This window comes from Klebsiella sp. HC6 (assembly GCF_022605325.1).
GTDB lineage: Bacteria > Pseudomonadota > Gammaproteobacteria > Enterobacterales > Enterobacteriaceae > Klebsiella > Klebsiella terrigena.
Window position 1 is genome coordinate 763,522 of sequence record NZ_CP093276.1, and the last position, 22,568, is coordinate 786,089.

Genomic DNA, 22,568 nt, shown 5'->3' on the forward strand with positions numbered 1-22,568 from the left:
GATTTTGCTGTAAACCGGGGATGCGCCGGGTTACCCGGCGGTCAGTGTCGTGCATTCGGGCATATCAGCCAGAACCTTGTGAACGTTTCCAGCCGAAGGGGTAAAGTGCCCCACCTGTTTGTCGTTGACGTAAATCTCAAACGACGTTGCTTTTCTGATGGCATCAATGAACGACAGCCAGGCGTTGTCGCCGTTACGCCAGCCCAGAGAGGACGGCAGGGGGAACGTCTGGTCATCCGTGACGACGGTGATGGCGGTTTTCTCATCCTGTGAATCGGCACCGCTGCCGTCAGGCAGGGTGAGCATGACGTGATGCTGCAGGATATTCTGGTCGTCAGGGTTGCCGGTGCAGTTCAGGTTCATCATCACGTTTTCCGGGCTGGTGATGATGTACTCGGTGACGCCCATACCGAAGCCACTGCTCCACATATTGGGGACCGCCTGTGCCGTGATGGCAAAGGTCAGTAATCCTGCTGACAGGATGGCGTGCATGAATCGCATGGTATTTTTCCTTCTCAGTCAAAAATGTTGTTGGGGGGCAGCCGTGTTACATGAGTTGTTTACCCACGACGATAAGTCCGGCCAGCCAGCCGATATACTGTGGGCCCACAAGCCAGAACAGACGGGCCTTGAGTAATCCGGTCATTCCTTCGCGGGTGTATACCGCATCCGGCATCAGCCATTGTCGAAGAGCAGCACCGACCGTCATACCGGCTCCGGGCCCAAGCGTCATCCAGAACAGATATTCCATTCCCTGACCAAAACTGCGTATCTCGCCGGTACTCCCGAACACGTTAAACAGCACGACCACAAGCGCGATGGCGAAGGCAATCGCGAAATATTTAATGACAAGCGCCATGTTCAGATTTCCTTATTTTCTGCACTGCTGAGCAGCGCTCAGCATGTTGTCCATGAAGCGCGGGGGGACATAACCGTATTGCTGGTTCATTTTCTCCAGCTCCCCGTGCGTATATTTCGTTTTGAGGTCATCCCGGATACATCCGCAGACGGCGGTAGTACCGCCGCCTGATTTGCATCCCCGGATAAACTCGCGTTCATTTTTGTCGCCACAGCCGCTCAGGGTTACGGCAGACAACATCAGGGTGAAGAGCAGCAGAGGGCCTTCGACAGGTTTCACGATTTGACTCCTTTGGGTCTGGATGGATGTTCAGGGTGTTGTTCCCTGAAGGTGTGAATGACATCACTGATAAAGCGAAAGTGGGGCAGTGCGCTGATAAATCCCTCTTCAGTAATGAGCGAACTGATTTCGCTCCGGCGACGGAAGGTTTGCTCTGAGAGTGAGGCCGAGATAATGTCTTCCAGCCGGAACACCCGAAGGCTCCCCCGGCAACAGACGACCAGATACCAGTGCTGATGCCGGTAAATCAGGCGGTAAGGCTCCTGCTCATCGTGACGGACACCGCCGACCAGCAGACTGACCACCCGGTGATGACAAATGGCTTCGGCCAGACGATGAAAACTGTCAGCCTGTGTCCATGCTGGCGGTAAGTCGTGCCAGATAAAGCAGGGTGAGGTGCCCGTTTCATTCATCAGCAGGTGCATCAGTTGCCGGTTCTGCGACGGGATAATGCGTGCGATACCGGTACTGCGGGCAAAGGAAACGGCCCCCGGAGAGTGATCACGCGTGGCGCTCTCACTGAGCCGATACGTGCCGTTCTCCCCGATAATGTCGAGGTGGACCAGCCGTTGATGTAAGTCACGACGCAGGGTGCGTATCGATACACCAAACTCACCGGACAGTGTCTGAAGGGTCAGCGTTTCTCCGGCCATTAACCGGCTGATAATGACCGACAATCTGACGGCCAGCCGGTCGTAGCGGGCCTCTTCATCGGGTCGTTGCATGGACGCTCCGTGTGCGATAAATAGGTTGATATTTCATGCGGTTATTATGCGGGCGGGGAGGGACACGTTATGTCCATCCCCCGTAATGGCGGAAAAGAAAAAGTAAAATTCATCTTTCAGTAAACAGGAGAATTAACAAAGGGTTAGTGCCAGGTAGCTGAAATGACGACAGCATGCTGACACGCCCTGTCATCAGTCGTGCCGTAGCGAGTACGGTCAGCGGCTCAGGCTTTGTGCAGGATGGGCTGACCCTTATTAACGTTACGGTGCACTGAAGATATGCTCGCACTGCGTGCAGCCGTATTCATCAAAGACGGTACCGTCCAGTTGTTCTCCGGCCAGAGAGCCTGCCACCGCACCAGCACAGGCGCCGGACAGAAAACCAATGAGGCCTCCGGCTATCGTACCGACAACCGGAATGACTGAACCTATCAGCGCACCGGTGGAGGCTCCTTCAAGCCCGGCAATGCCTCCGGCTGTTGCGCCAATGACCCCACCCGTCTTTTTACCCACATGGCGCAGTCGTATGTTTTGCGAACCGCAATTCGGACAATGCATTTCTTTCTCCCTTATTACTGGCAATAAATAGCCGCCTTCATGAGCTGGCGGACCGTGTATCAGAGAGACCTGGGTACCGGAACAGAAAGCATAGCTGTGACTTAGCGCGAGAAGCATACGCACGGGTATTTTGTGGGACAGTTGACCCGGGAGAAGGAATAACGACGGTAACAGGGTATCGGGACCCCGTTTGTTCTTACTGGACACATTAACCTCCGTGAGTGAAATAACAAAACGGCAGCACTTCTGCTGCCGTTCTCACACCGGTAATATAGGTCTGAAATTATTTTGAATGTCATTTCTGGTCTGTATTACTGCCTCCGCTCACCTTGTTTTTAGCGCAAAGCCCTCACTCACCACCACAGGTTTTTCGGTAATGGTCATTAATCAGCATTTCCAGCATATCACTGATGCGAACTCCGCTACGTTCTGCCATAAAGTCCAGTCGAGTTTTTGTTTCGTTCTTCAGGTACGTATTGAGTGCTTTTTTATCGGTACGGGACTGACGTAATTTTTGCTGGTTCCAGGCTTTATTCAGGTTCAGAAGGAATAAACGCTTTGTATCCGGTGCATCGTCCCATAAGTCGATCGCCGTGCGCAGGGCTAAATTGCGTTCAGAATGACTCAGGGGGGTAAACCAGGTACTCATTCCTGGCGTTGAAATATTTAATGAGAGCCCGATAGTGGGCGCATTTCTTTCTTCCTGAAGCGATTTGAGGCTGTTCCATGCCCACAGTACCGCGTCTTCTTCATTAGGTAACCATTTCAGCGGAGCTGGTTTGCTGTAAATATTTTTCCACTGGTCTTTCAGCCTGTCCATGACCTGGCGCTTGAGATGATTTACCGGTGGGGTCGGAATAATAATGTTGTCGAAAAAAGAGATGATAATATTAATTCTTTCCTGGTGGCTTGTCGGAGATACACTCAGATTCATTCGCTGATACCAGTTCTTTCCGAACTCTGCATTTGCTGGTTTGTCAATACCAAGTTCGTAGTCTCCGGCCTTGCAAATATACGCCCATAACCAGAATGTTGCCCGTTCATCCTGTTCTAGCCAGTCAAAACTTTCCAGCGGAAGGATGTTTTCATCACGGGCTGTTTCCATATCAGAAAAAAGTCTTGCCCGCTGTTCTGCATTCGGTATGAACTGATTAATCAGTTTGTTGAGTGCCTGTCGACAACTTTCTGCATCCTGGTGAGGAATGTCACGGGTGTTAATTATTTTATTAACACCCAGCCACCCGGCATAAAAAGCACAGACTCTCAGGTCACGGGTTTTTATAAGATGTTGTCTGCCATTGTCGTAATGTACAACCATTGTGGATACCTGTAATCGTAAACTACATAGTAGTGGTTATGGTGGTGATTGTTGTAGCTACACAGTATCACGATGATGGTTTTATCGTCACTTAAAAACACATCTGGTAGTCATCGTGAGGTTTTATTGTTGATTTATACTGGTTTTGACAAGGTTTTACCATGGTTTTAAAGTTGTCATTTTCTTTGTTTATCTCTCAGATGCTTCTCTGTTTACTGGATGAGTATCGTCTCAATAGGTTATCTTGTTCTCCTGCATGCTTTCGTTTTCATCCCCATCATGGTGCCTGGTTCGCTTCAGGGGGCATTTCTGGTATCAGGTCGGGCTGCCATGAGGTATTTCCATTTTGTTGCTCATAATCAGGATTGAGGGCTTCTGCGGGCAGTGATGATACGGGGTTAATTTGATTGAGGTTATTTGATATGACGTGGTGTCTATTTTCATGTTATTGAAAAAAGATAATTCCAGAGTAACTGATGCAGGCGTTTGTTGTAGGTAAGTGCTGTCTGGCGTGGTTATCTTCATAGCTATTGTTATGCCTGGCGTGTTGGATTGGTATTAATATATTAAAGAAGGGGTCTTATCATTTGTAACAGTAATCGATGATGTGTTATCAGTAAGTGGGTTATGCCTGGGAGGTATTATTATCTGAAGGTATTCACTAAGGGGATAGTACTATTGGATGGTATCCATTGAGCAATCATTGCCATCAGGTAAGAAATACACCATTCAATGTAGTCACAACCTGAATGTTTAGCACTCATTAAAAATCTATCATTAAGAAAACAGAATTGAATTGAGTCGATATTACCATTGACTAGTCCTCGTCAGGATAAAAGTGAAGATGATTAACATCAGTAATCTAATAATCATAACGACAGGGTGGTTACTGGTTAACAGTAACGTTTTGGGTGAATGGTCATGCCTGAAAATCAGCAGGTGAGTATCAATGGTTTATTACTGGTCTGCGTATTAGTGATGAGCGTTAAATGCTCAGTCAGTGAACTAACCTGTAGTAAGCCTGTCGGTATTGCTCTGTCTGCCTGATATTGACGCTTACAATACCTGTCAGTTACAGATACTACGGTGACCCGTTATCCCTGAAAGTTTTTTGATATGTGTAAACAAGGCCATTGGTAACGACTGTAAACGGGGCATTATCCGTGTTGGTGATAATAGTCATGATTGTATCGTAAACAGAATAACCCGATTGAGGTGACGTGGAATAGGGTGATTATCCTGGTAATCACCGCAAGCTATTTAATAAGTAATTGAGCGCTGTAGTGTCTTATACCGCCATAGCTTCCTGTGAGCCTGCATAAGCGCATTGAATAACACGATAGTGGAAATCTGTGGTTAGTATGAATATGGCGCTCCTGATGCGTTACAGGGCGTTTTAGCAGTAGTCCCGATAACGATTATTTATCGGGCTTATTGAACGGGGTAATAATATCATGACAGCAATGAGGGACTGGTACAGGGGCTCTTGCCCCGGGTATATACATCCCTCTGGGGTAATATTTGCTTTTCAGGGTAACCACAACCTATTTTGGGTCCAGGTCAATACAAGGGCATCGCAATCTTCAGCTGCTTCTGTAAGCCAGAATTGCAGCGACTTAACAGTTTCGATCTTCGCTACTGGCCTGACATTGCCGGGATCATTCGCTCACTGGGGATGGAAGAGGTGGAGGTAACATTCAGGGATGAAGCGACAGAGGCAATTATCAACGCCCGCAGACCTTCACAGACGGATTTCTTCAGAGCGTTATTCGATAACATCAGTAACCAAAAAACCGGGGATTACTACGCCTTGTCACGGAGTTTTAAACTCTCCGATACAGCACTGGCGACGATTTGTAATATCACCCGTGATTTGCCACCCGATGAACTCGTTGACGCCGCTTATGTCAAGCGTACCCGCCATCGTCTAACGGGAAGACTGTTTTTTCGCAGCCTTCGGGTCACCCGGCATTAGAACCGATTTCTGAGAGGCGATTACCCTTTACGCAATCATTCTGCCAGCCACGATATTTTACTGAAGCCAGCCGTCTCTGAGGGATCGACTGGCGGACTCGCTGAAGGCAATAAGTTTTTTTTAACAGCACCGGTAATGGTTATGAACGATAACCCACCGGAGTCCATTTTAATGAGTTACACATACGACCCTTACTGGCAGCAACGCATCGCTGATACCTTCAGTTGCGCTCTTAACGCTTACACCCGCTTACTGGCCCTGCGTGTTGACCTCCGTCTGCCGGATACGCCAGCGGCCACCGATGCTGCTGTTATCTCCCGCTTCACCGATTCCCTGAAAGCCCGGATTGATGCCCTTCAGACGCGTCAACGTCGCGAGGGCAAACGCGTCTGGCCGACCACGCTGCGTTTTATCTGGGCGCGGGAGTTTGGTGAAATCAAAGGGAAGAAGCATTACCACGCGGTGCTGTTGCTGAACCGCGATACGTGGTGCGGACCGGGAGATTACAAAGACCCGGATTCGCTTGCAGGTATGATTAAACAAGCGTGGTGCAGCGCCCTGAAGGTGGATGCACAGGCGCATGCCGTTCTGGCTCGTTTCCCGGCGAGTCCAGTCTCATGGTTGACACGTGGCGATGGTGCTCAACTGCAACAGGCCCTGTCGCAGGCGGCCTATTTAGCCAAGCTGGAGACCAAAATCACCGGTGACGGTGAGCGTAACTTCGGTTGCAGCCGTGGCTGAGCCAGACATATCTCGATTCATCAGGCCTGATTGTGCGGGCCGGGTAATTTTTTACAACGTTCCCCTATCCTCTGAGGAGAACCGGTAACCCCATGATTCAACCACCACCGGACGTCTCCCGATAGCCATATCCTCAGAGGGAGAAAAATACCATGACCACGTTGAATACGAATATTAATGCCAGCCCTGACACACTGCTTTCAGCTCAGGACCCGCTTATCGACATGACCTTTATCACCACGTTTACCGGGATGACCGACAAATGGTTTTACAAACTGATTGGCGACGGGTTGTTTCCGAAACCCATCAAGCTGGGGCGCAGCTCCCGCTGGCGCAGAAGCGAGGTGGAAGCCTGGATGCAGCAGCGTATTGCTGATTCCCGTGGCGTCTGAGCAGGGAGGATATCTGAATGGAAAAACGACGCCGCACTCAGCCACAGGCCATCCCGGTTCGCTGGACGTGTCCCCGTTGCCGGCGACAGTACTGTGGCGCCAGACCCTGTCCCGTTTGTTTCAGACCCACCGACGCACCTGCACAACCGTAACCTTTCTGTATTCCGGTGCCGACCACCAACCGTACCGACCCGCTAACGCATAACTGAACCGCCATTCACCCTGCCACGCTGCCCGTACCGGGACGGCTGACGCCTGCGTGTCGTCTGGCGGTAAGGAGAGTACCACTATGTATGCAAAATCGTTTATGGCTCTGGACGGCAACGGCCGTCTCACGGGAGCCATAACCGCGCAGACCGCGCCGTATGACCGCTACAGCTGCCATCTGTGTGCCAGTGCCCTGCAGTACCATCCTGAATACGACACCGAACGTCCGTGGTTTGAACATCATGCAGCAAAGCTTTCGGAGAACGGTCGACAGCACTGCCCGTATGTAAAGCCCGGGGTGAGGGAGACCCGCCATATCCGGCAACTGCAGTCTTATGTACCGGAAGCCCGTCCCCTGGTTTTCTACGCAGACTGGCACTGTCACGGCTGCGGCAGTGATTACCACGGTGAGCGCTACTGCCTCACCTGCCGGACGGGCGAGCACAGTGATGTGCGTGCTGATACCAACCGGATAGAGGAAGTGACGGCATGCGCATGCTGAAATGTTATCTGGCCAATGACCGCGAAGGCCACTTCGCGACAGCCGGGGAGGCCGTGAGTGCGCCGGGGCAGATATGGAGCTGCGCGTCCTGCGGCTGTCGACTGGTGCTCCATGCGGGGACATACGGGGAGCCGCCGTGGTTTGAACATGACCAGCAGAGCGTGGCCCGGCATGTGCTGATGGCCTGCGCCCACCTTGACCCGGAAGTGAAAACCGAAGCCCGGCACCGAAAGCTGCGCAGTCTCATCAACGGGCTGGAAGCGACGGTAATGGTGCTCTCCTGGTACTGCGTGTGGTGCGGCGACCATTACCAGGGCGTGAAGCACTGTCCCCGGTGTCTGACTGGTATCTACAGCATCGAAGAAGCGCACTGGCAGAGAAACTACTGCTGCAGTACCAGATAGTTCCCCGTCTTTATGAACCAGATACCGCCGTAGAGGCGGTGTCCTCCCTGATTTAACCTAAAGAGAGTCTGCATTATGAATCATTCTTACATACGGGCGTCTGATGCTGTCAGCGCGGATGCCGTCAGCACGCGTGCATTTCTGCAACAGGCCGTTGACCATTACCCGCGACTGGCGGCATTCAGCTTTACGCTGGCGCTACCGTATCGTGAAGCCATGAGCGAATACCGGTCATTGATTCTGCGTTTTCACTCTGAAGTCTGGCAGCGCACCGGCGAATATTCGCGCCAGCGTCAGCAGGCACGACATCGTTCACTCCCGACGCTGTTACGCTGGATATGGGAGACGGCCAGCGCACCGGAGTGCAAAATGGTGCTGCTGCTCAATCTCGATACGCTGGGTACAGGGCGAAACCTGCAACTGACCGACAGTGCGCCTCCGGGGCTTAACGCCATCATCGCCGACGCATGGCAAAAGGTGACCGGTACCGCCTGCACTGACGGTGTAACGAGTATGACGCAGATCATTATTAACCGCGTCGCTCAGGGAGTCTTCGCAACACCCTTTAACCAGCTTACCGTGCATGTTAAGGCCATGTCAGAGCCAATAGCAACGGCCAGAACGGGGATGATTTGTCCGTGAAAGTAATAGCTTCTCTAATTAATGGGGGAGTTATCCAGGTCTTCCCCGGTGTCTGCAGCGCCGATATAATCCCTGAATGAAAAAAGCTCACGATACCTTACCCCCGGAACAAACCGTCACAGCACTTGCGCATTTCGCCTGGTGCGCCCTTGTCGCCTTACGTACCGCTCAGCAGGATGGTCAGGCATTGTCGCCACTCAGCACGCATGCATTTATACTGCGCTGGTTAACGGTGGCGTATAAGCAAAAACGGTTTCCACGTGCAATCGCATCTGATATTGAGGGATTGCTGACGCTGGGGCGTAACAAAGGCCTTGCCGCCAGCTTATTCAGTCGTCTGGAATATCTGTGGTCTTCGTGCACCGGACCGGTGTCAGCGCAGTCGGATTTGTATCGGCTGACGTACGCAATTGAACAGCTTAAATCGCGGGGCTGGGTCAATGCAGCGGTGAGTGACAGGGACTGGGACAATGAAACGCTTCTGGCCCTGGAATACAGCGATGCGAATGCACTGCTGGTAAGGAAGTCGGCACTGACCTGCGGATTTTCGGATGGAGGGAAACTCGTTGCGCCGGTTGAGTTTCTTGTGAATGGCGACTTGTCAGCCTGTATGGCTGTTTTTGCGGCTCATACACTGTCGGCTGTCATGCTGGAGTCGAATCGGATCGTGTTACAACCTTGAGCAGTAAAACAACCGTTCTCAACCCGCAGCAAAGCTCATCACTGTCCACGTCTGTCTTTCTGTAAACCGAACGGGTGTTGTTCCTGGTCGCGCTAATGCACCGGCGGCTGAGATATTCATATCGCTGGTACAGGTATGAGATATGCGTAAAGTCCGGGCGTTGCAATTCCTTTAATCTGAAAAAAAATAAATAAGCCCGGTTTACGTGAATAATAAGAAATGATGGAAACCTGAAACTGTCGCCAGTTTTTCACATGCTCAGTCACGTCCAGCTTCTCAATTTCTGATAAAAGTACAAAATCAGATATTTCACGTGACTGGTGATATTTTGTACAAATATACACCCTAAGCCAAATTGATCATTTTCTGTACATCCTTATCCCGCGGGGCCTGAAGGGTTATGGTGTAAAATTTTTATAAATCAGAAAGATGATATTTTTTTTGTTAAAAGCCAGGAATGTAAATCTTTGTTACATTTTTTCATTTTCGATCTGGCAGGGAACGTTCCCAAACTCCAGCCATTGGGCCTTATCCGAAATTTTTCATTTCAGACAAATACCCAGAAAATACAGTGTCGACATGCTGGTGGATGGAATGCGCCCGCTTTTTTTGGTTCCGGGATTTTTATTTACGTCGGATGACGCGAACCGGAAAGTTGTTCTGGCTGGGTAATTTTTTCTTATTTATTTTTCACTGGCATTGACCGTTTCTATCACTCCATAGAACAGGGACAGCCATGTCTAATTCTTCCTTTCAGTCCGAAATCCCTAAAGCGCGTATTAATTTAAAACTTGATTTGCATACCGGTGGTGCGAGCAAGAAAACGGAGCTCCCCCTGAAATTGCTCGTGGCGGGCGACTTCAGTAATGGTCAGGAGTCTGCCCCTTGTCTGAGCGCAAAAAAGTTGATTTGAATAAAAATAATTGTGATTCTGTCATTTCTGAATATTCCCCAAAAGTCAATCTTACCGTTAAAAACACGCTTGCTGATGATGGCAGTGAAGACAACATCAGTCTGACCTTCCGGAGCATGAAGGACTACCAGCGTCGGTGAGACATCCGCGTCATACAACTCTTTGAACGCAGCCACTATCTCACGGGTGGTCATCCCTTTGGCGTACAGTGACAGGATTTGGTTATCCATCCCGGTGATCCGGGTCTGGTTTTTCTTCACCAGTTGGGGCTCGAAGGAGCCGTCACGATCGCACGGCGTACGCAGTTCCAGCGGGCCATCGCCGGTGGTAACGGTTTTTGTGAAATAGCCGTTGCGGGAGTTGGCACCCGGTTTAGACTGATGTTTACCGTAGCCGAGGTGATGGAGCATTTCGGCGTTGAGGCGGCGCTCAACGTTGATTTTTTTCAGCAGGCGATCGAACTGGTTGAGATCGTCAGGGGTTTTGAGATTTTTGGTCAGTTCGTTAGCCAGAGCCTACAACTGTTTTTCGTCCATAAAGTAACCTGCTTTTGATGTTGAATTGAACATATCAAAATCAGGCAATTACACAAACTTGTGTACAGGCTCCATACAGCTAACCCGGCCCGTCACATCGTAATGTCAACCCGTAATGCATAACATCATGCAGCGTTCCATTAATGAGTCGGGAATCATATTCAACCTTCTTGAATCGCCACGGGTAATCTAGACACTTCCGAGCCGTTGATGGACTGACCCCACCCCGGTAGACGATCCTGCCCTATAGTAACGAGCGCATGGCAGACATGTCCCCGTTCTGGATGCTAAATGTTCTGAACAGCGCCGAACTGGTACTGGGGCAGTATCAGCGCCTGCAGCACAGCCCGCCAAGTACTGTGGTTCCGACCTTAATGGGGGCCGCCAGCTGTCAGTAAAGGTCAGTGTCTGACCCCGGAGACACGCGGACAGCCAAGCACCTACCAATCATCTGCTGGTCCCGCGCTAGCAAATCAGCCAGTTGCGTAAAGAAATGCGGCATGTTGTGCCGCTGGTTCTGAATGGTCAGGTTGGCAGCGCGATGACGAATGACATGCTGCCGCAGGCGGCTATCCCGGGAGAAGGGGGAAGGTCTGGCGTGAGTCTTCAGCGGTGAGCTCAATTGCTGCATGGGTCACTACCTTCGCCATATCTTGAGCATACTACCGGAGTAGTCCAGCAACAAAGTGGCCGAACTACTTCCATGGAACGTGGTTCTTCCCGATAAATAATCGTCAATACGGCGCTCGTTTAACGCTTACACATTAAATATTAATTAAGCCTGATTGGATGTTTTTCATTTTTTTTAATTGGTGTGCTTGACCTTCCAGTAACATCAACCTTTAGCCTTGTAAGAAATTGCTACAGCGCCGTTTTCGGATGGGCCGGGGCTGCCTGTGGCGTATGAAAGGATCACTGTTATGAAAATGAAAATTGGGGTTCTGATTGTGTCGGCCGCAATCATCGCCACTGCCGGGATTGCGTTTGCCCGGGATAGTGGCGGCAACGATGAGCCGGCCGCAGCGGCCGCACCTATGGCTCCCCAGGTTCCCGTAGCCGAAGTGCTCTCGCGTCAGATAGTCCCTTCGGCAGAGTTTACCGGTTCATTGGCGGCCCCAAAAACCGTAGAGCTACGCCCACGCGTTGGCGGTACCATCGACGCTGTCAGCGTACCTGAAGGCAGCATGGTGCGTCAGGGGCAGCTGCTGTTCCAAATTGATCCTCGTCCATTCCAGGTGGCTCTTGACAGCGCGCAAGCACGACTCAAGCAGGCAGAAGCGCTGGCTATCCAGGCCAATCGCGATTTTGAACGAGTTGGTCGGCTGGTGAACAATGGCGCGGTATCCCGGAAAGATTACGATGACGCCGCTTCTACACGTCATGCTCGTCAGGCTGAGGTGCAGGCTGCAAAGGCCGAGGTTGCGGCGGCGAAACTGGACTTGTCTTATTCGCGCGTGGTGGCACCGATTACCGGCCGCGTGGATCGCATGCTGGTGACTGAGGGAAATCTGGTCAGCGGCGGTGGTACGGGATCTGCGACGCTATTGACAACGATTGTTTCCGTCAATCCGCTATACGCTTACTTTGATATTGACGAAGCGACGTTCCTTAATTCAGTCAGCAAGGCACGTCCTGACGCAGTTAACAAGGTGGAAGAGCGTTTACCCGTGCATGTTGGGCTGGCGACAGAAAAAGGTTTCCCGCATCAGGGAACGCTCGATTTTGTCGGGAATCAGATCGATCGTAGTACCGGTACTGTCAGGGTACGTGCCGTAATCCCTAACGACGATGGGAAACTGACGCCAGGTGCCTTTGCCCGCGTGCAGCTGGCCACCGGTGCGGCACATCAGGCGATTCTGATTGACGATCAGGCGATAGGGAGCGATCAGGGACGCAACTATGTCCTGGTGGTGGGTGCGGATAATAAGGCGCAGTATCGCCCGATTGAGCTGGGCGCGGTGGTTGATGGTTTGCGCGTGGTCAAGAGTGGCCTGAAAGCCGGTGAGAACATTATTATCAAGGGGCTGGTGCGTCCCGGTATGGCGGTGACGCCGCGTTTGACCCCGATGCAGGCTTCTGGCGCGTCGGTTAGCGAGGGGGAAAAAGCCGGCTCCGTTGAAGGGGGAGGCCAATAATGAAATTCCCACACTTCTTCATCCAGCGGCCTATTTTCGCGATTGTGTTATCGGTGTTTATGCTGATAGCTGGCGCTCTGGCTTTCTTTCAGCTTCCGCTGAGTGAATACCCATCGGTAACACCGCCTACCGTGCAGGTTTCGGCAAGCTACCCTGGTGCTAACCCTAAGGTGATTGCTGACACCGTTGCTGCTCCACTGGAACAGGCAATCAACGGGGTGGAAGGCATGTTGTACATGAGTTCCCAGATGTCTGCCGACGGTCGAATGGTCTTGACGATTTCATTCCGGCAGGGAACCGACCCCGATATTGCGCAGATTCAGGTGCAGAACCGGGTTTCTCGGGCCTTGCCGCGCTTGCCGACTGAGGTGCAGCAGATCGGTGTCGTGACGGAGAAAACGTCACCGGATATCCTCATGGTTGTGCATATATTTGCACAGGGCGATCGCTACGATCCGCTTTATGTTTCCAACTATGCCATGTTGAACGTGCGTGATGAGCTATCACGCTTGCCAGGTATTGCCAGCGTCACGCTTGGGGGCGAGGGTGAATACGCGATGCGCGTCTGGCTGGATCCGACCAAAGTCGCTTCCCGCGGTTTGACGGCCAGTGATGTGACCGCAGCAATTCGTGAGCAGAATGTCCAGGTCGCGGCCGGTTCTGTCGGTCAACAGCCGAACAGCTCCTCAGCCTTCGAAGTCAGTATCAATGCCCAGGGGCGTCTGACCACCGTTGAGCAGTTTGGCGATATCGTGATCAAAGCTGGCGCTGACGGGCAGGTTACCCGCCTGCGCGATGTTGCGCGTCTGGAATTGGGATCGGACAACTATTCCCTGCGCAGCCTGCTGGACGATAAAAATGCCGTGGGTATGCACATCGTTATGACGCCAGGCGCCAATGCGCTGGACGTCTCTGCCTCGGTTCGGGCGACGATGGCGAGGCTGCAGGCCAACTTCCCGGAAGGTATCGAATACCGTATCGCTTATGACCCGACAGTGTTTGTCAGCGCCTCGTTGAAATCAGTGGCAATGACGTTGCTGGAGGCGACGGTGTTGGTGGTACTGGTGGTGATGCTGTTCCTGCAAACCTGGCGGGCTTCGATCATCCCTCTGGTCGCGGTACCTATTTCGTTGGTCGGTACTTTCGCCCTCATGTATTTGTTCGGCTTTTCGCTCAACACGCTGTCGTTGTTTGGTCTGGTGTTATCGATTGGTATCGTTGTCGATGATGCCATTGTGGTGGTTGAAAACGTCGAACGGCATATTGCACAGGGCCGTTCTCCGAAAGAAGCGGCAAGAAGGGCCATGGACGAGGTGACTGGCCCTATTTTAGCCATTACTTCCGTTTTGGCTGCTGTGTTTATTCCTTCTGCGTTCCTGTCAGGATTGCAGGGGGAGTTCTATCGCCAGTTCGCGCTGACCATCGCCATTTCGACGATCTTGTCTGCGATCAACTCGTTGACGTTGTCGCCGGCGCTGGCATCGGTTCTGCTTAGACCCCATCAGGATATGGCGCAGGCCGACAGGTTGACGCGCATCATGGATCGCGTATTCGGTGGTTTCTTCCGTCGCTTTAACGCTTTCTTCGATAGATTGTCGAACAACTACGTTGGCGCAGTCCGCCGGGCCGTACGCGGCAGTATCATCGTGCTGGTGCTGTATGCCGGTTTCCTGGGCCTGACACTGTTGGGGTTCCAGCAGGTTCCTAACGGTTTTGTGCCCGCTCAGGACAAATACTATCTGGTTGGGATTGCTCAATTGCCTTCCGGCGCCTCGTTGGATCGCACGGAAGCCGTAGTGAAAGAGATGTCCCGAATTGCGCTGGCGGAACCTGGAGTGGAAAGCGTCGTGGCGTTTCCTGGGTTGTCGGTAAACGGCCCTAACATGCCTAACTCCGCATTGATGTTTACCATGCTGAAACCCTTCAGTGAACGTAAGGATCCTTCGCTGTCTGCCGAGGCTATTGCCGGTAGCCTGATGGGGAAATTTAGCCAGATACCTGACGGTTTTGTCGGGATCTTCCCGCCACCACCGGTACCGGGGCTGGGCAGCATGGGAGGATTTAAACTCCAGATCGAAGACCGGGCAGGGCTTGGCTTTGAAGAGCTGACCCGTGTTCAAGGGATGGTTATGGCGAAGGCCATGCAGGCTCCTGAACTGGCAGGGATGATGGCCAGTTTCCAGACCAACGCACCTCAGTTGCAGGTTGATATCGACCGCGTCAAAGCCAAGTCTCAGGGCGTCGCACTGACCGATATCTTTGATACGTTGCAGGTGAATCTGGGGTCGCTGTATGTAAATGACTTTAACCGCTTCGGTCGTACGTATCGGGTGATCACTCAGGCGGATGCGCAATTCCGTATGCAGCCTGAAGATATCGGGTTGCTTAAAGTGCGTAATGCCGCGGGTGACATGATCCCACTGGGAACGCTGGTGAACATTACCCGTACCTCTGGACCAGACCGTGTTATGCGTTACAACGGTTATCCGTCGGCGGATATTACCGGTGGCGCAGCGCCTGGCTACTCCTCCGGACAGGCAACGGCAGCTATTGAGAAGATCGTTAGTGAAACGCTGCCTGAGGGAATGACATACGAATGGACCGATCTGACTTACCAGGAGAAGCAGACTGGCAACTCGGCGCTGTATATCTTCCCGTTGGCGGTGTTCCTGGCGTTCCTGATCCTGGCCGCACAATACAACAGCTGGTCGCTGCCGTTTGCGGTGCTGTTAATTGCCCCAATGGCATTACTTTCCGCGATCGCCGGGGTTTGGCTATCGAATGGAGATAACAACATCTTCACGCAGATTGGTTTTGTGGTGCTGGTGGGACTGGCGGCGAAAAACGCAATCCTGATCGTCGAGTTCGCTCGCGCCAGAGAGAGTGAAGGCGTCGATCCTCTGGCTGCTGTGCTGGAGGCCGCTCGCCTGCGTCTGCGCCCGATACTGATGACCTCGTTGGCATTTATTGCGGGGGTTGTGCCTTTGGTGATCGCGAGCGGTGCCGGTGCGGAAATGCGTCATGCCATGGGGATTGCCGTGTTTGCCGGGATGCTGGGGGTGACGCTGTTCGGACTCTTGTTGACGCCAGTGTTCTATGTCGTGGTCCGTAAGCTGGTTATTCGCCGGGAAATCAAGCAGGCACAGCGGGCAATCAGTGATTCACGGCCATGACGGGCGGAGAGAGAATAATGAAAGCAGAGTATGAAATGAACCATCGTATTAATAAACTCTCGGTGCTGGCGATGGCGCTGGTATTGGCCGGTTGTACTATGGCGCCGGACTACGAACGGCCTTCTGCACCAACGAGCTCAAGCTATCCTTCGGGAGCGGCTTATGCTCAGGGAACAGTTTCAGCGGCTCAGACTGCCGTGGCTGATATCGGTTGGCGCGATTTCTATCGTGATCCGTTGTTGCAACAATTACTTGAGGTCGCGTTGGCAAACAACCGCGATCTGCGCAAGTCGGTGCTGGATGTTGAGGCCGCGCGGGCTCAGTACCGGATCCGTCGTGCCGATATGTTGCCAACACTGAATGTGGATGCGGGCGCTACCGTGCAGCGTCTGCCCGCAGATGTCAGCCCGAGTGGTACAACGCAGATAACGCGGAGTTATGACGTTAATGGTGCGGTGTCAGCCTGGGAGCTGGATTTGTGGGGACGGGTTCGTAGCCTCAGCGATCGGGCGCTGGCAACGTACCTGGCGTTGGATGAAACACGGATTGCGGCAAGGCTGAGCCTGCTCGCTGAGGTGACAAACGCTTATCTGACGTTGCGTGCGGATCAGGAGTTGCTGCAACTGGCTCACGATACGCTGAGCACGCAAAAGAGGACTTACGCATTGACCCAGGCGCTGTTTGATGCGGGTAATGCAACGCAAATTGATTTGCGGCGCGCAGAGATTGCGTTGCGTACTGCGGAAGTCAGTCAGGCTGCTTATACGAGGGTGGCGGCGCAGGATCGCAATGCACTGGTTTTGCTTTTAGGGCAGCCATTGACGGCCGAACTCTCGGCCAGCCTGGATAAGGCGAATACCTTGCCCGATGACATCATCCCTTCCGCGTTGCCGGCGGGCTTGCCGGCAGAATTGCTGGTGCGTCGTCCGGATGTCCGTGCGGCAGAGCAGCAACTGCGTGCGGCCAATGCCAATATCGGGGCCGCTCGCGCGGCATTTTTCCCGGCAATCAGTTTGACAGGATCGGCTGGTACGGCCAGTTCGAGTCTGGACGGGTTGTTCGAGCCGGGGTCAGCGGCCTGGAGTTTTGTTCCGCAAATCTCGTTGCCTATTTTCCGGGGAGGCGCTCTGCGCGCCAATCTGGACCTAGCCCAGGTACAAAAGCGCATCGAAATTGCGAATTACGAGAAGGCGATTCAGGTTGCCTTCCGCGAAGTGGCTGATGGCCTGGCGGGCAGACAAACCCTGGACGATCAATTCCGTTCAGAACAATTGTTGGTGCAGGCCAGCCAGGCTAACTATGAATTGGCCTCACAGCGCTTCCGGGCCGGTATTGACGATAATCTGGCGGAGCTTGACGCGCAACGAGCGCTGTTCAGTGCACAGCAAACTCTGGTTCAGACCCGACTGGCGCGAATGAGCAATTTGGTCAATTTGTATAAAGCGCTGGGGGGCGGATGGACAGAAAGCTCTCCGGCTAAGCCATAACTCTCCGGGCAGGTTAACGCCACTGTCTGGCGATAAGGTCGGCAATACGTGGGTGGAGGGATAAAACCGCCCGCGTATTGCATTGTCGTAGGGATAAGGGGTTACGGCGCGGCAACCACTTCTTTTACTGCGAGGACTGCTACGTCTTCGTCTTGTTGCCCGACAGCCGGCAGAAAGCACAACTGAACGGTTTACTTGAAATACTTTGGGGCAGTATATATCCCCACCTCAGGTGAAACGCTTAGTCAGAGAATATAAGCACGAAAATTTTTGGCGATAGGGCTTGACCTTACAACGGTGGCAAGTTCTATCATTGAAGTTACTACAACTAAATAGGATATATATATGCAATTACATCTAGAAAATATGACATGCGGCGGATGTGCCCGGACAGTGACTAAAGTGATTCAAAATATTGATCCTGAGGCAAGTATCATAACTGATCCACCGACTCGTAAGATCGAAGTGAAAACTTCTTTATCTACTGAACAAGTTGCTAATGCTTTACGTGAGGCAGGTTTTCCTCCGAGAGAGTAGTTAACTAAAAATGGTTACCTCCCCGCTGTGGTAACCATTTTTTATCATGTATCCTTACGGTTAGAAGTATTTCTGTTATTATTATGCACCATGGTGGGGTGTTTAGATGTCTTGAGTTGTAGTTTTGATTTAATATGTCTATTACTTAACTCACTAATTTTTTCTCTATGTTAAATGTATTGTGTTCAATATTTATGTGTGATTTACTAAATCATCGGTTTTTTCTTTTAAGGCCTCATTAATGTATCATGTGACGTCAAGTATTTGTGGAGGGAGTATTTGGTTTTTTTTAAATATATTAAGAACAGGGTGGTATGCCAAATTTATCATCATAAAAAGTAAGAAGAGCGAAGTATACGTAAACCAAACGCTGTAAGTTTAAGCATGCCATTTTTGTTCCATGCACTTCTTGATAGCTCCGGGTTTTCAGTCATCAGCCGATACCTCTTCCTGTATCAGGTTATTCAGAGATTCATGAGGCCGCTCGTTATTGTATTACCTCAGCCAGCATAATGTAATTCTCCCGTACCTCATTCTGAGTTCTAAATAGATTAAAATCCAGTATTTATGTCCGATAGCGGCGGTTAAACAGTTCTGCTTTGCATTAGTAACCCGCGTCCCCGGTAGGCGTTGATACGATATGCTTCCCGCAGAGAATGCACCGACTGGTATTTCTGTGCCGGCCTTAGAACTTTTGCTTCAGCATCTCCTGAAGCATCTCCTTGTCCACACTCAGGCCAGCCACCTGTTTCTTCAGTAGCTGATTTTCATCCTCCTGCTACCGCATGTGATTCAGTTCTGAATGAGAAATATCGCCTTATTCCTTACGGTATGTAATGGGATTGTCAGGGCATCGTACAATAGCGTGTTCGACAGCGTGATGAACTACTATCCAGAAGAGCTTGACCGTACGTTCGAGATAATTCTCGATAGCGTGGAGGCTCATATAAAGGTCTATGTGTCGGTCAAGAATCTTGATGCCAGTATGGCGGTAGAAGTACTCAATGAAGTAATATCAGCAAATATTATTGCTATCTAAAAATCAAAGAGACTGATATGTTAGTCTTAAAATAATAGTCAGTTAGAGACTCAACGGACGGAACAAACTAGCTGGCAGTTCGTACTATGCCCATACTATTATGGAATGACGATATTCAATTTATGTCAAATTTTTCAAGTATTCATTCGTCAATTCTGGTTAAGCTGGGATTCGGCCCATCTGACATGTGATGTCGTAGTTTTCCTGATATTTTCGTGGTCATTGTTTATGGGGGGGAGAAGAACCTCGGCGCAAAAGACTGTCGGTGCGGTCTTATTTAAGGTGCTAGGGTTTTCTTTCGCTATACATGATTTTATACTAGCGAGAATATAGATAAAGGATTTGGGAATGTAATGAATTTTAATGCTGTCCTCATATGCTATTATCCTGCGCTTATAATCCACTCCACTGAAAGTGTAATAGTACATGCTCCTGCTCGTAATCTTCCGGTGATATATCACTCAGGGCTTGAAGCCATTTCCAAGCCAGTAGATGACTCGCAAAACATCATCTGATATCAACATTCAAATATATGTTTCTGATAGTCCACTTTTCGGAGACTCTGCCAGTTCCTGGCGTGTCAGAATGTCCAGTTGATACCAGCAAAACCGCTGATATTGTCTCGCGCTGACACAACAGGACTGTCACTGGTTTTATCCGCAAGCCAGGCATATGAAGCGCCCAGTAGGGTGCCCCAGTGTTCATTAAACTGATGCTGCCAGCTCAGGGTAGTCTGCGTAGCATAAAATCCTGCGCTACGGTTGTATTCCCGGAAACCGGTTGTGCGGCTCTGGGCAGCATTAACGCCGTACCAGGTGTTAATGTACCGGGCGTCACCAAAAAGTGCCGCGCCCTGCAGGGCAACCGTATCTGTGTCGTTCTGCCAGGGCACGAGCGTCAGCGAGGCCTGGTACTGTACCCCCTGTGAATCCGTCAGCGGCAGAGTTGCACGGATTTCCGGGGTAAACCAGCTGTTCACCTGCCAGCCAACAGCAACCTGCGTGTTCAGTGCACCACGGATGTTTCCCATTCCTTTCAGTTTGTCAGAACCATCGCGCCACGATGAATTTTGATCGGCACGGCCAAAACTGTATCCGAACGCATTTTCAAAATAGAGGCCATTATCCGTCTGCAGGTCATAACCGATACCTTTTGTTGAGTCGAAGAAAAACGCGCCTTTACGGACCTGCAGGGAAGGCATCACTGTCCAGTGCTGCTTATCCGCGCCACTGTAGCGGGGGGCGTTTTCTCCCATTATCCCCACCGTCACTCCATCCTGATTGCCGCTGTCGGCAATAGCGGACCCGCAGGTCGCTGCCAGCAGGATCACTGTACACCCTGTTACAGACGAATACGTTGCCATCATATATCCCTCGTTTTATGTTTATGCATTACGGTAAGCTGTGACCCGCCCGGCCACCCGCAGTGGATTATGACGATGCTTTATCAAGACTCAGCGTGGAAACCATCAAGAAACCATCAAGGCAGAATGAATGAACACAAAACGTATTCTGATTATCGAGGACGACCGGGATGCGGCGAATGTGCTCGAAGCCTATCTTCGCCGTGAAAACTTCGGGGTCATACTGGCCCATGATGGAAAAGCAGGACTTGAAGCCGCCCTTACCCAGCATCCTGCACTTATTCTGCTTGATATCATGCTGCCGGGTATGACCGGAACAGAAATACTCAGCCGGCTGCGCCGCGAATCCGATGTTCCCGTGATAATGGTCACCGCAATGGGCGAGGCCCCGGACCGTATCGGGGCCTTACGCTTCGGTGCGGATGATTATGTCGTCAAACCTTATGATCCGGGTGAGGTCGTGGCCCGGGTGCAGGCGGTGTTACGGCGTGGGGCGGCAGCGCATGCTAGCGCTGAAAATTATCGCCGGGTGGGGGCCGTTGAACTCAACCGGGACACCATGTCAGTCGCTGTTATTCACGATGAAAACCGGGTGCACCTTGAGCTGACCCCCACCGAGTTTTCACTGCTGGACATGATGATGACCCGCCCCCGGAGCGTCTGTTCCCGTCAGACGCTGCTTGAACACTGCCTGCCGGAAAGTGATGCGCTGGAGAGGGTGGTTGATACACACATCTATAACCTACGCCGCAAACTGGAAAAAGCGGGGGTCAGCGGTGTGCTGACCAGCGTGAGAGGGATCGGTTACCGGTATCTGCAGCCATGAAAAAAAGAGAGTCCCGTTCATTATGGCGCTGGATTTGCGTCAGGGTGTTGTCGCTGGCGGCCGGCAGTGTCGTGCTTATCGCCCTGTGCATGTGGCTGCGTTTTGCCCTGCTGGATGCCTGGGTACAGCATCGGATGCCGGAGGCGGTACGACAGGAATTTCTGCATCTGCGGGAAAATCCCGATCTTAATCGCATCCGTTACCATGAAATTATTGATGACTGGTACGGACTGCAGTTCTCAGATCCGTCCATTGCGTCAACAGACTGGCTGACGCTGGGAGGGCTGGTCCTGTTTGTGACACCGCTGATAATTATGCTCGGTTTGCTGGCCGCCCGGCCTCTCGCCCGGCAGTTCGGTCTGCTGACGCGAGCCTCCGCAGCGATAGCGCAGGGGCGTTTTACCACTCGCTCAAAAATGGATGCAAGTGCGCCCTCTGAATTGATGTTGTTTACGCAGAACTTCAATACCATGGCCGAAAGACTTGAACGTTATGACCGGGAATTACGGGCATCTCATGTTGCAGCCGCGCATGAACTGCGCTCTCCACTGACGGCCGCGGTGGGCCGTCTACAGGGAATGATGGACGGCGTATTCCCGGCTGATAAAGCGCAGATGAATATGGTGATGAACCAGCTCCTGAGCCTCAGCCGTCTGATTGATGATTTGCACCTGCTCTCACTGGCTGATGCAGGGCAGCTTACGCTGAATAAACAACGCTTCTCACCCGCCGGATTACTGCAGGAAAAGATTGCCTGGCTACGGCCACAGGCTACCGCCGGGCATTTCGGTTACGACACGGATATCCCTCCGGGAGAATGTTGTGCGGACCCGCTGCGAATCGGACAGGTCTTTACCATTTTAATGGAGAACGCACTGCGTTACGCGACGGAAGGCGGGAAGCAAACGATACAGGGTTCCGTTCAGTCAGGCTACTGGACGTTCTCCTTCCGGGATTACGGCGCGGGCGTCGAACCGGATTTTCTGCCGGTGATGTTTGACCGGTTTACCCGTTCTGATGTTTCCCGTTCCCGTCATTCAGGAGGCAGTGGACTGGGTCTGTCGATTGCCAGAGCCATTTGTGAGTCTCACGGCGGAACGCTGACCGCCAGTATCCCGCAAGAGGGGAACGGACTCCTGTTTCGGGTGAAACTGCCCGTATGAGTTTTCTTTTTCACTTTTCTTGACCAAATCTTGATGGTTCGTCGAACGTATCTGGACACACCTGCGGTTTACTCATGGCAGCATTTTTTCCGGAGGCTGCCATGCCATCATA

Annotated in this window: 20 protein-coding genes and 3 pseudogenes; 15 read left to right on the forward strand and 8 right to left on the reverse strand. The window is 51.8% G+C overall.

Going from position 1 to position 22,568, the window contains the following annotated elements:
• Positions 1 to 30: 30 nt before the first annotated feature.
• The 6 genes from MMW58_RS03755 to MMW58_RS03780 all read right to left on the reverse strand — a co-directional run bounded on the left by MMW58_RS03755 (position 31) and on the right by MMW58_RS03780 (position 3,739).
• A complete protein-coding gene (locus MMW58_RS03755; protein ID WP_009652431.1) occupies positions 31 to 501 on the reverse strand; it encodes a hypothetical protein in 471 nt (156 codons plus the stop codon).
• 46 nt (positions 502 to 547) lie between these two features.
• Positions 548 to 859 (reverse strand): hypothetical protein, encoded by a 312-nt coding sequence (locus MMW58_RS03760; protein ID WP_009652410.1) that lies wholly within the window; start codon positions 857 to 859, stop codon positions 548 to 550.
• A gap of 12 nt (positions 860 to 871) precedes the next feature.
• The gene (locus tag MMW58_RS03765; protein ID WP_009652486.1) at positions 872 to 1,138 is read right to left on the reverse strand and encodes a hypothetical protein; all 267 of its coding nucleotides are present in this window, start codon (positions 1,136 to 1,138) and stop codon (positions 872 to 874) included.
• Positions 1,135 to 1,863, reverse strand: coding sequence for a helix-turn-helix transcriptional regulator (locus MMW58_RS03770; protein ID WP_009652433.1), 729 nt, complete (start codon positions 1,861 to 1,863; stop codon positions 1,135 to 1,137). Before MMW58_RS03770 ends, MMW58_RS03765 begins: the two co-directional genes overlap by 4 nt.
• Before the next feature lie 261 nt (positions 1,864 to 2,124).
• Positions 2,125 to 2,421 (reverse strand): membrane protein, encoded by a 297-nt coding sequence (locus MMW58_RS03775; RefSeq protein ID WP_009652512.1) that lies wholly within the window; start codon positions 2,419 to 2,421, stop codon positions 2,125 to 2,127.
• Between the two features lie 349 nt (positions 2,422 to 2,770).
• Positions 2,771 to 3,739, reverse strand: a complete 969-nt coding sequence (locus MMW58_RS03780; protein WP_016154453.1) for a hypothetical protein — start codon at positions 3,737 to 3,739, stop codon at positions 2,771 to 2,773.
• Between the two features lie 1,606 nt (positions 3,740 to 5,345).
• Between MMW58_RS03780 and MMW58_RS03785 the strand changes: the two genes are divergently transcribed.
• The 8 genes and pseudogenes from MMW58_RS03785 to tssB form a co-directional block, all read left to right on the forward strand.
• Complete coding sequence (locus MMW58_RS03785) at positions 5,346 to 5,714, forward strand: hypothetical protein (protein WP_009652475.1); 369 nt, start codon at positions 5,346 to 5,348, stop codon at positions 5,712 to 5,714.
• A 171-nt stretch (positions 5,715 to 5,885) separates the two neighbouring features.
• On the forward strand, positions 5,886 to 6,455 hold the full coding sequence (locus MMW58_RS03790; protein ID WP_016154452.1) for an inovirus Gp2 family protein: 570 nt from the start codon (positions 5,886 to 5,888) through the stop codon (positions 6,453 to 6,455).
• A 152-nt stretch (positions 6,456 to 6,607) separates the two neighbouring features.
• Positions 6,608 to 6,847, forward strand: a complete 240-nt coding sequence (locus MMW58_RS03795; protein ID WP_009652493.1) for a helix-turn-helix transcriptional regulator — start codon at positions 6,608 to 6,610, stop codon at positions 6,845 to 6,847.
• 289 nt (positions 6,848 to 7,136) lie between these two features.
• Entirely contained in the window at positions 7,137 to 7,556 is a 420-nt protein-coding gene (locus MMW58_RS03800) for a putative zinc ribbon protein (protein ID WP_016154451.1), read from the forward strand.
• Positions 7,544 to 7,960, forward strand: coding sequence for a putative zinc ribbon protein (locus MMW58_RS03805; RefSeq protein WP_009652429.1), 417 nt, complete (start codon positions 7,544 to 7,546; stop codon positions 7,958 to 7,960). The genes MMW58_RS03800 and MMW58_RS03805 overlap by 13 nt, the downstream gene beginning before the upstream one ends.
• A gap of 75 nt (positions 7,961 to 8,035) precedes the next feature.
• On the forward strand, positions 8,036 to 8,602 hold the full coding sequence (locus MMW58_RS03810; protein WP_009652434.1) for a YagK/YfjJ domain-containing protein: 567 nt from the start codon (positions 8,036 to 8,038) through the stop codon (positions 8,600 to 8,602).
• Between the two features lie 76 nt (positions 8,603 to 8,678).
• Complete coding sequence (locus tag MMW58_RS03815) at positions 8,679 to 9,284, forward strand: DUF2913 family protein (RefSeq protein WP_009652485.1); 606 nt, start codon at positions 8,679 to 8,681, stop codon at positions 9,282 to 9,284.
• 736 nt (positions 9,285 to 10,020) lie between these two features.
• Positions 10,021 to 10,325: pseudogene (gene tssB / locus MMW58_RS03820) on the forward strand (type VI secretion system contractile sheath small subunit); the annotation flags it as partial.
• On the opposite strand, the pseudogene MMW58_RS03825 reads toward tssB, so the two are convergent.
• Positions 10,323 to 10,709, reverse strand: a pseudogene (locus MMW58_RS03825) (transposase); the annotation flags it as partial. The pseudogenes tssB and MMW58_RS03825 sit on opposite strands and share 3 nt — an antisense overlap.
• A 272-nt stretch (positions 10,710 to 10,981) precedes the next feature.
• Between MMW58_RS03825 and MMW58_RS03830 the strand changes: the two are divergent.
• From MMW58_RS03830 to MMW58_RS03855, 5 genes and pseudogenes are all read left to right on the forward strand, one after another.
• Positions 10,982 to 11,107 (forward strand): annotated as a pseudogene (locus MMW58_RS03830) (hypothetical protein); the annotation flags it as partial.
• A 546-nt stretch (positions 11,108 to 11,653) separates the two neighbouring features.
• Positions 11,654 to 12,868 carry an efflux RND transporter periplasmic adaptor subunit gene (locus MMW58_RS03840; protein ID WP_009652401.1) on the forward strand — a complete coding sequence of 405 codons (1,215 nt, stop codon included), beginning with the start codon at positions 11,654 to 11,656 and terminating at the stop codon, positions 12,866 to 12,868.
• Entirely contained in the window at positions 12,868 to 16,041 is a 3,174-nt protein-coding gene (locus tag MMW58_RS03845; protein WP_009652455.1) for an efflux RND transporter permease subunit, read from the forward strand. Before MMW58_RS03840 ends, MMW58_RS03845 begins: the two co-directional genes overlap by 1 nt.
• Before the next feature lie 17 nt (positions 16,042 to 16,058).
• Positions 16,059 to 17,528 carry an efflux transporter outer membrane subunit gene (locus MMW58_RS03850; RefSeq protein ID WP_009652383.1) on the forward strand — a complete coding sequence of 490 codons (1,470 nt, stop codon included), beginning with the start codon at positions 16,059 to 16,061 and terminating at the stop codon, positions 17,526 to 17,528.
• Positions 17,529 to 17,873: 345 nt separating this feature from the next.
• Positions 17,874 to 18,065, forward strand: a complete 192-nt coding sequence (locus MMW58_RS03855) for a heavy-metal-associated domain-containing protein (protein WP_016154448.1) — start codon at positions 17,874 to 17,876, stop codon at positions 18,063 to 18,065.
• A 1,619-nt stretch (positions 18,066 to 19,684) separates the two neighbouring features.
• Here MMW58_RS03855 and MMW58_RS03860 read toward each other — a convergent pair.
• Entirely contained in the window at positions 19,685 to 20,470 is a 786-nt protein-coding gene (locus MMW58_RS03860) for a MipA/OmpV family protein (protein WP_016154445.1), read from the reverse strand.
• Positions 20,471 to 20,597: 127 nt separating this feature from the next.
• Here MMW58_RS03860 and MMW58_RS03865 point away from each other — a divergent pair, with 127 nt between their 5' ends.
• Positions 20,598 to 21,293: a response regulator gene (locus tag MMW58_RS03865; RefSeq protein WP_009652481.1), complete on the forward strand. Its 696-nt coding sequence runs from the start codon at positions 20,598 to 20,600 to the stop codon at positions 21,291 to 21,293.
• Positions 21,290 to 22,456 (forward strand): sensor histidine kinase, encoded by a 1,167-nt coding sequence (locus tag MMW58_RS03870; RefSeq protein WP_009652412.1) that lies wholly within the window; start codon positions 21,290 to 21,292, stop codon positions 22,454 to 22,456. The genes MMW58_RS03865 and MMW58_RS03870 overlap by 4 nt, the downstream gene beginning before the upstream one ends.
• The last annotated feature ends 112 nt before the right edge of the window (positions 22,457 to 22,568 follow it).

Excerpts from the sequence above, each read along its gene's own strand:
- MMW58_RS03855 (WP_016154448.1), top strand. The coding sequence starts at position 17,874 with ATGCAATTACATCTAGAAAATATGACATGCGGCGGATGTGCCCGGACA.
- MMW58_RS03845 (WP_009652455.1), top strand. The coding sequence starts at position 12,868 with ATGAAATTCCCACACTTCTTCATCCAGCGGCCTATTTTCGCGATTGTG.
- MMW58_RS03775 (WP_009652512.1), bottom strand. The coding sequence starts at position 2,421 with ATGCATTGTCCGAATTGCGGTTCGCAAAACATACGACTGCGCCATGTG.
- MMW58_RS03805 (WP_009652429.1), top strand. The coding sequence starts at position 7,544 with ATGCGCATGCTGAAATGTTATCTGGCCAATGACCGCGAAGGCCACTTC.
- MMW58_RS03780 (WP_016154453.1), bottom strand. The coding sequence starts at position 3,739 with ATGGTTGTACATTACGACAATGGCAGACAACATCTTATAAAAACCCGT.
- MMW58_RS03795 (WP_009652493.1), top strand. The coding sequence starts at position 6,608 with ATGACCACGTTGAATACGAATATTAATGCCAGCCCTGACACACTGCTT.
- MMW58_RS03800 (WP_016154451.1), top strand. The coding sequence starts at position 7,137 with ATGTATGCAAAATCGTTTATGGCTCTGGACGGCAACGGCCGTCTCACG.
- MMW58_RS03840 (WP_009652401.1), top strand. The coding sequence starts at position 11,654 with ATGAAAATGAAAATTGGGGTTCTGATTGTGTCGGCCGCAATCATCGCC.
- MMW58_RS03755 (WP_009652431.1), bottom strand. The coding sequence starts at position 501 with ATGCGATTCATGCACGCCATCCTGTCAGCAGGATTACTGACCTTTGCC.
- MMW58_RS03865 (WP_009652481.1), top strand. The coding sequence starts at position 20,598 with ATGAACACAAAACGTATTCTGATTATCGAGGACGACCGGGATGCGGCG.
- MMW58_RS03760 (WP_009652410.1), bottom strand. The coding sequence starts at position 859 with ATGGCGCTTGTCATTAAATATTTCGCGATTGCCTTCGCCATCGCGCTT.
- MMW58_RS03770 (WP_009652433.1), bottom strand. The coding sequence starts at position 1,863 with ATGCAACGACCCGATGAAGAGGCCCGCTACGACCGGCTGGCCGTCAGA.
- MMW58_RS03860 (WP_016154445.1), bottom strand. The coding sequence starts at position 20,470 with ATGATGGCAACGTATTCGTCTGTAACAGGGTGTACAGTGATCCTGCTG.
- MMW58_RS03850 (WP_009652383.1), top strand. The coding sequence starts at position 16,059 with ATGAAAGCAGAGTATGAAATGAACCATCGTATTAATAAACTCTCGGTG.
- MMW58_RS03870 (WP_009652412.1), top strand. The coding sequence starts at position 21,290 with ATGAAAAAAAGAGAGTCCCGTTCATTATGGCGCTGGATTTGCGTCAGG.
- MMW58_RS03790 (WP_016154452.1), top strand. The coding sequence starts at position 5,886 with ATGAGTTACACATACGACCCTTACTGGCAGCAACGCATCGCTGATACC.
- MMW58_RS03815 (WP_009652485.1), top strand. The coding sequence starts at position 8,679 with ATGAAAAAAGCTCACGATACCTTACCCCCGGAACAAACCGTCACAGCA.
- MMW58_RS03810 (WP_009652434.1), top strand. The coding sequence starts at position 8,036 with ATGAATCATTCTTACATACGGGCGTCTGATGCTGTCAGCGCGGATGCC.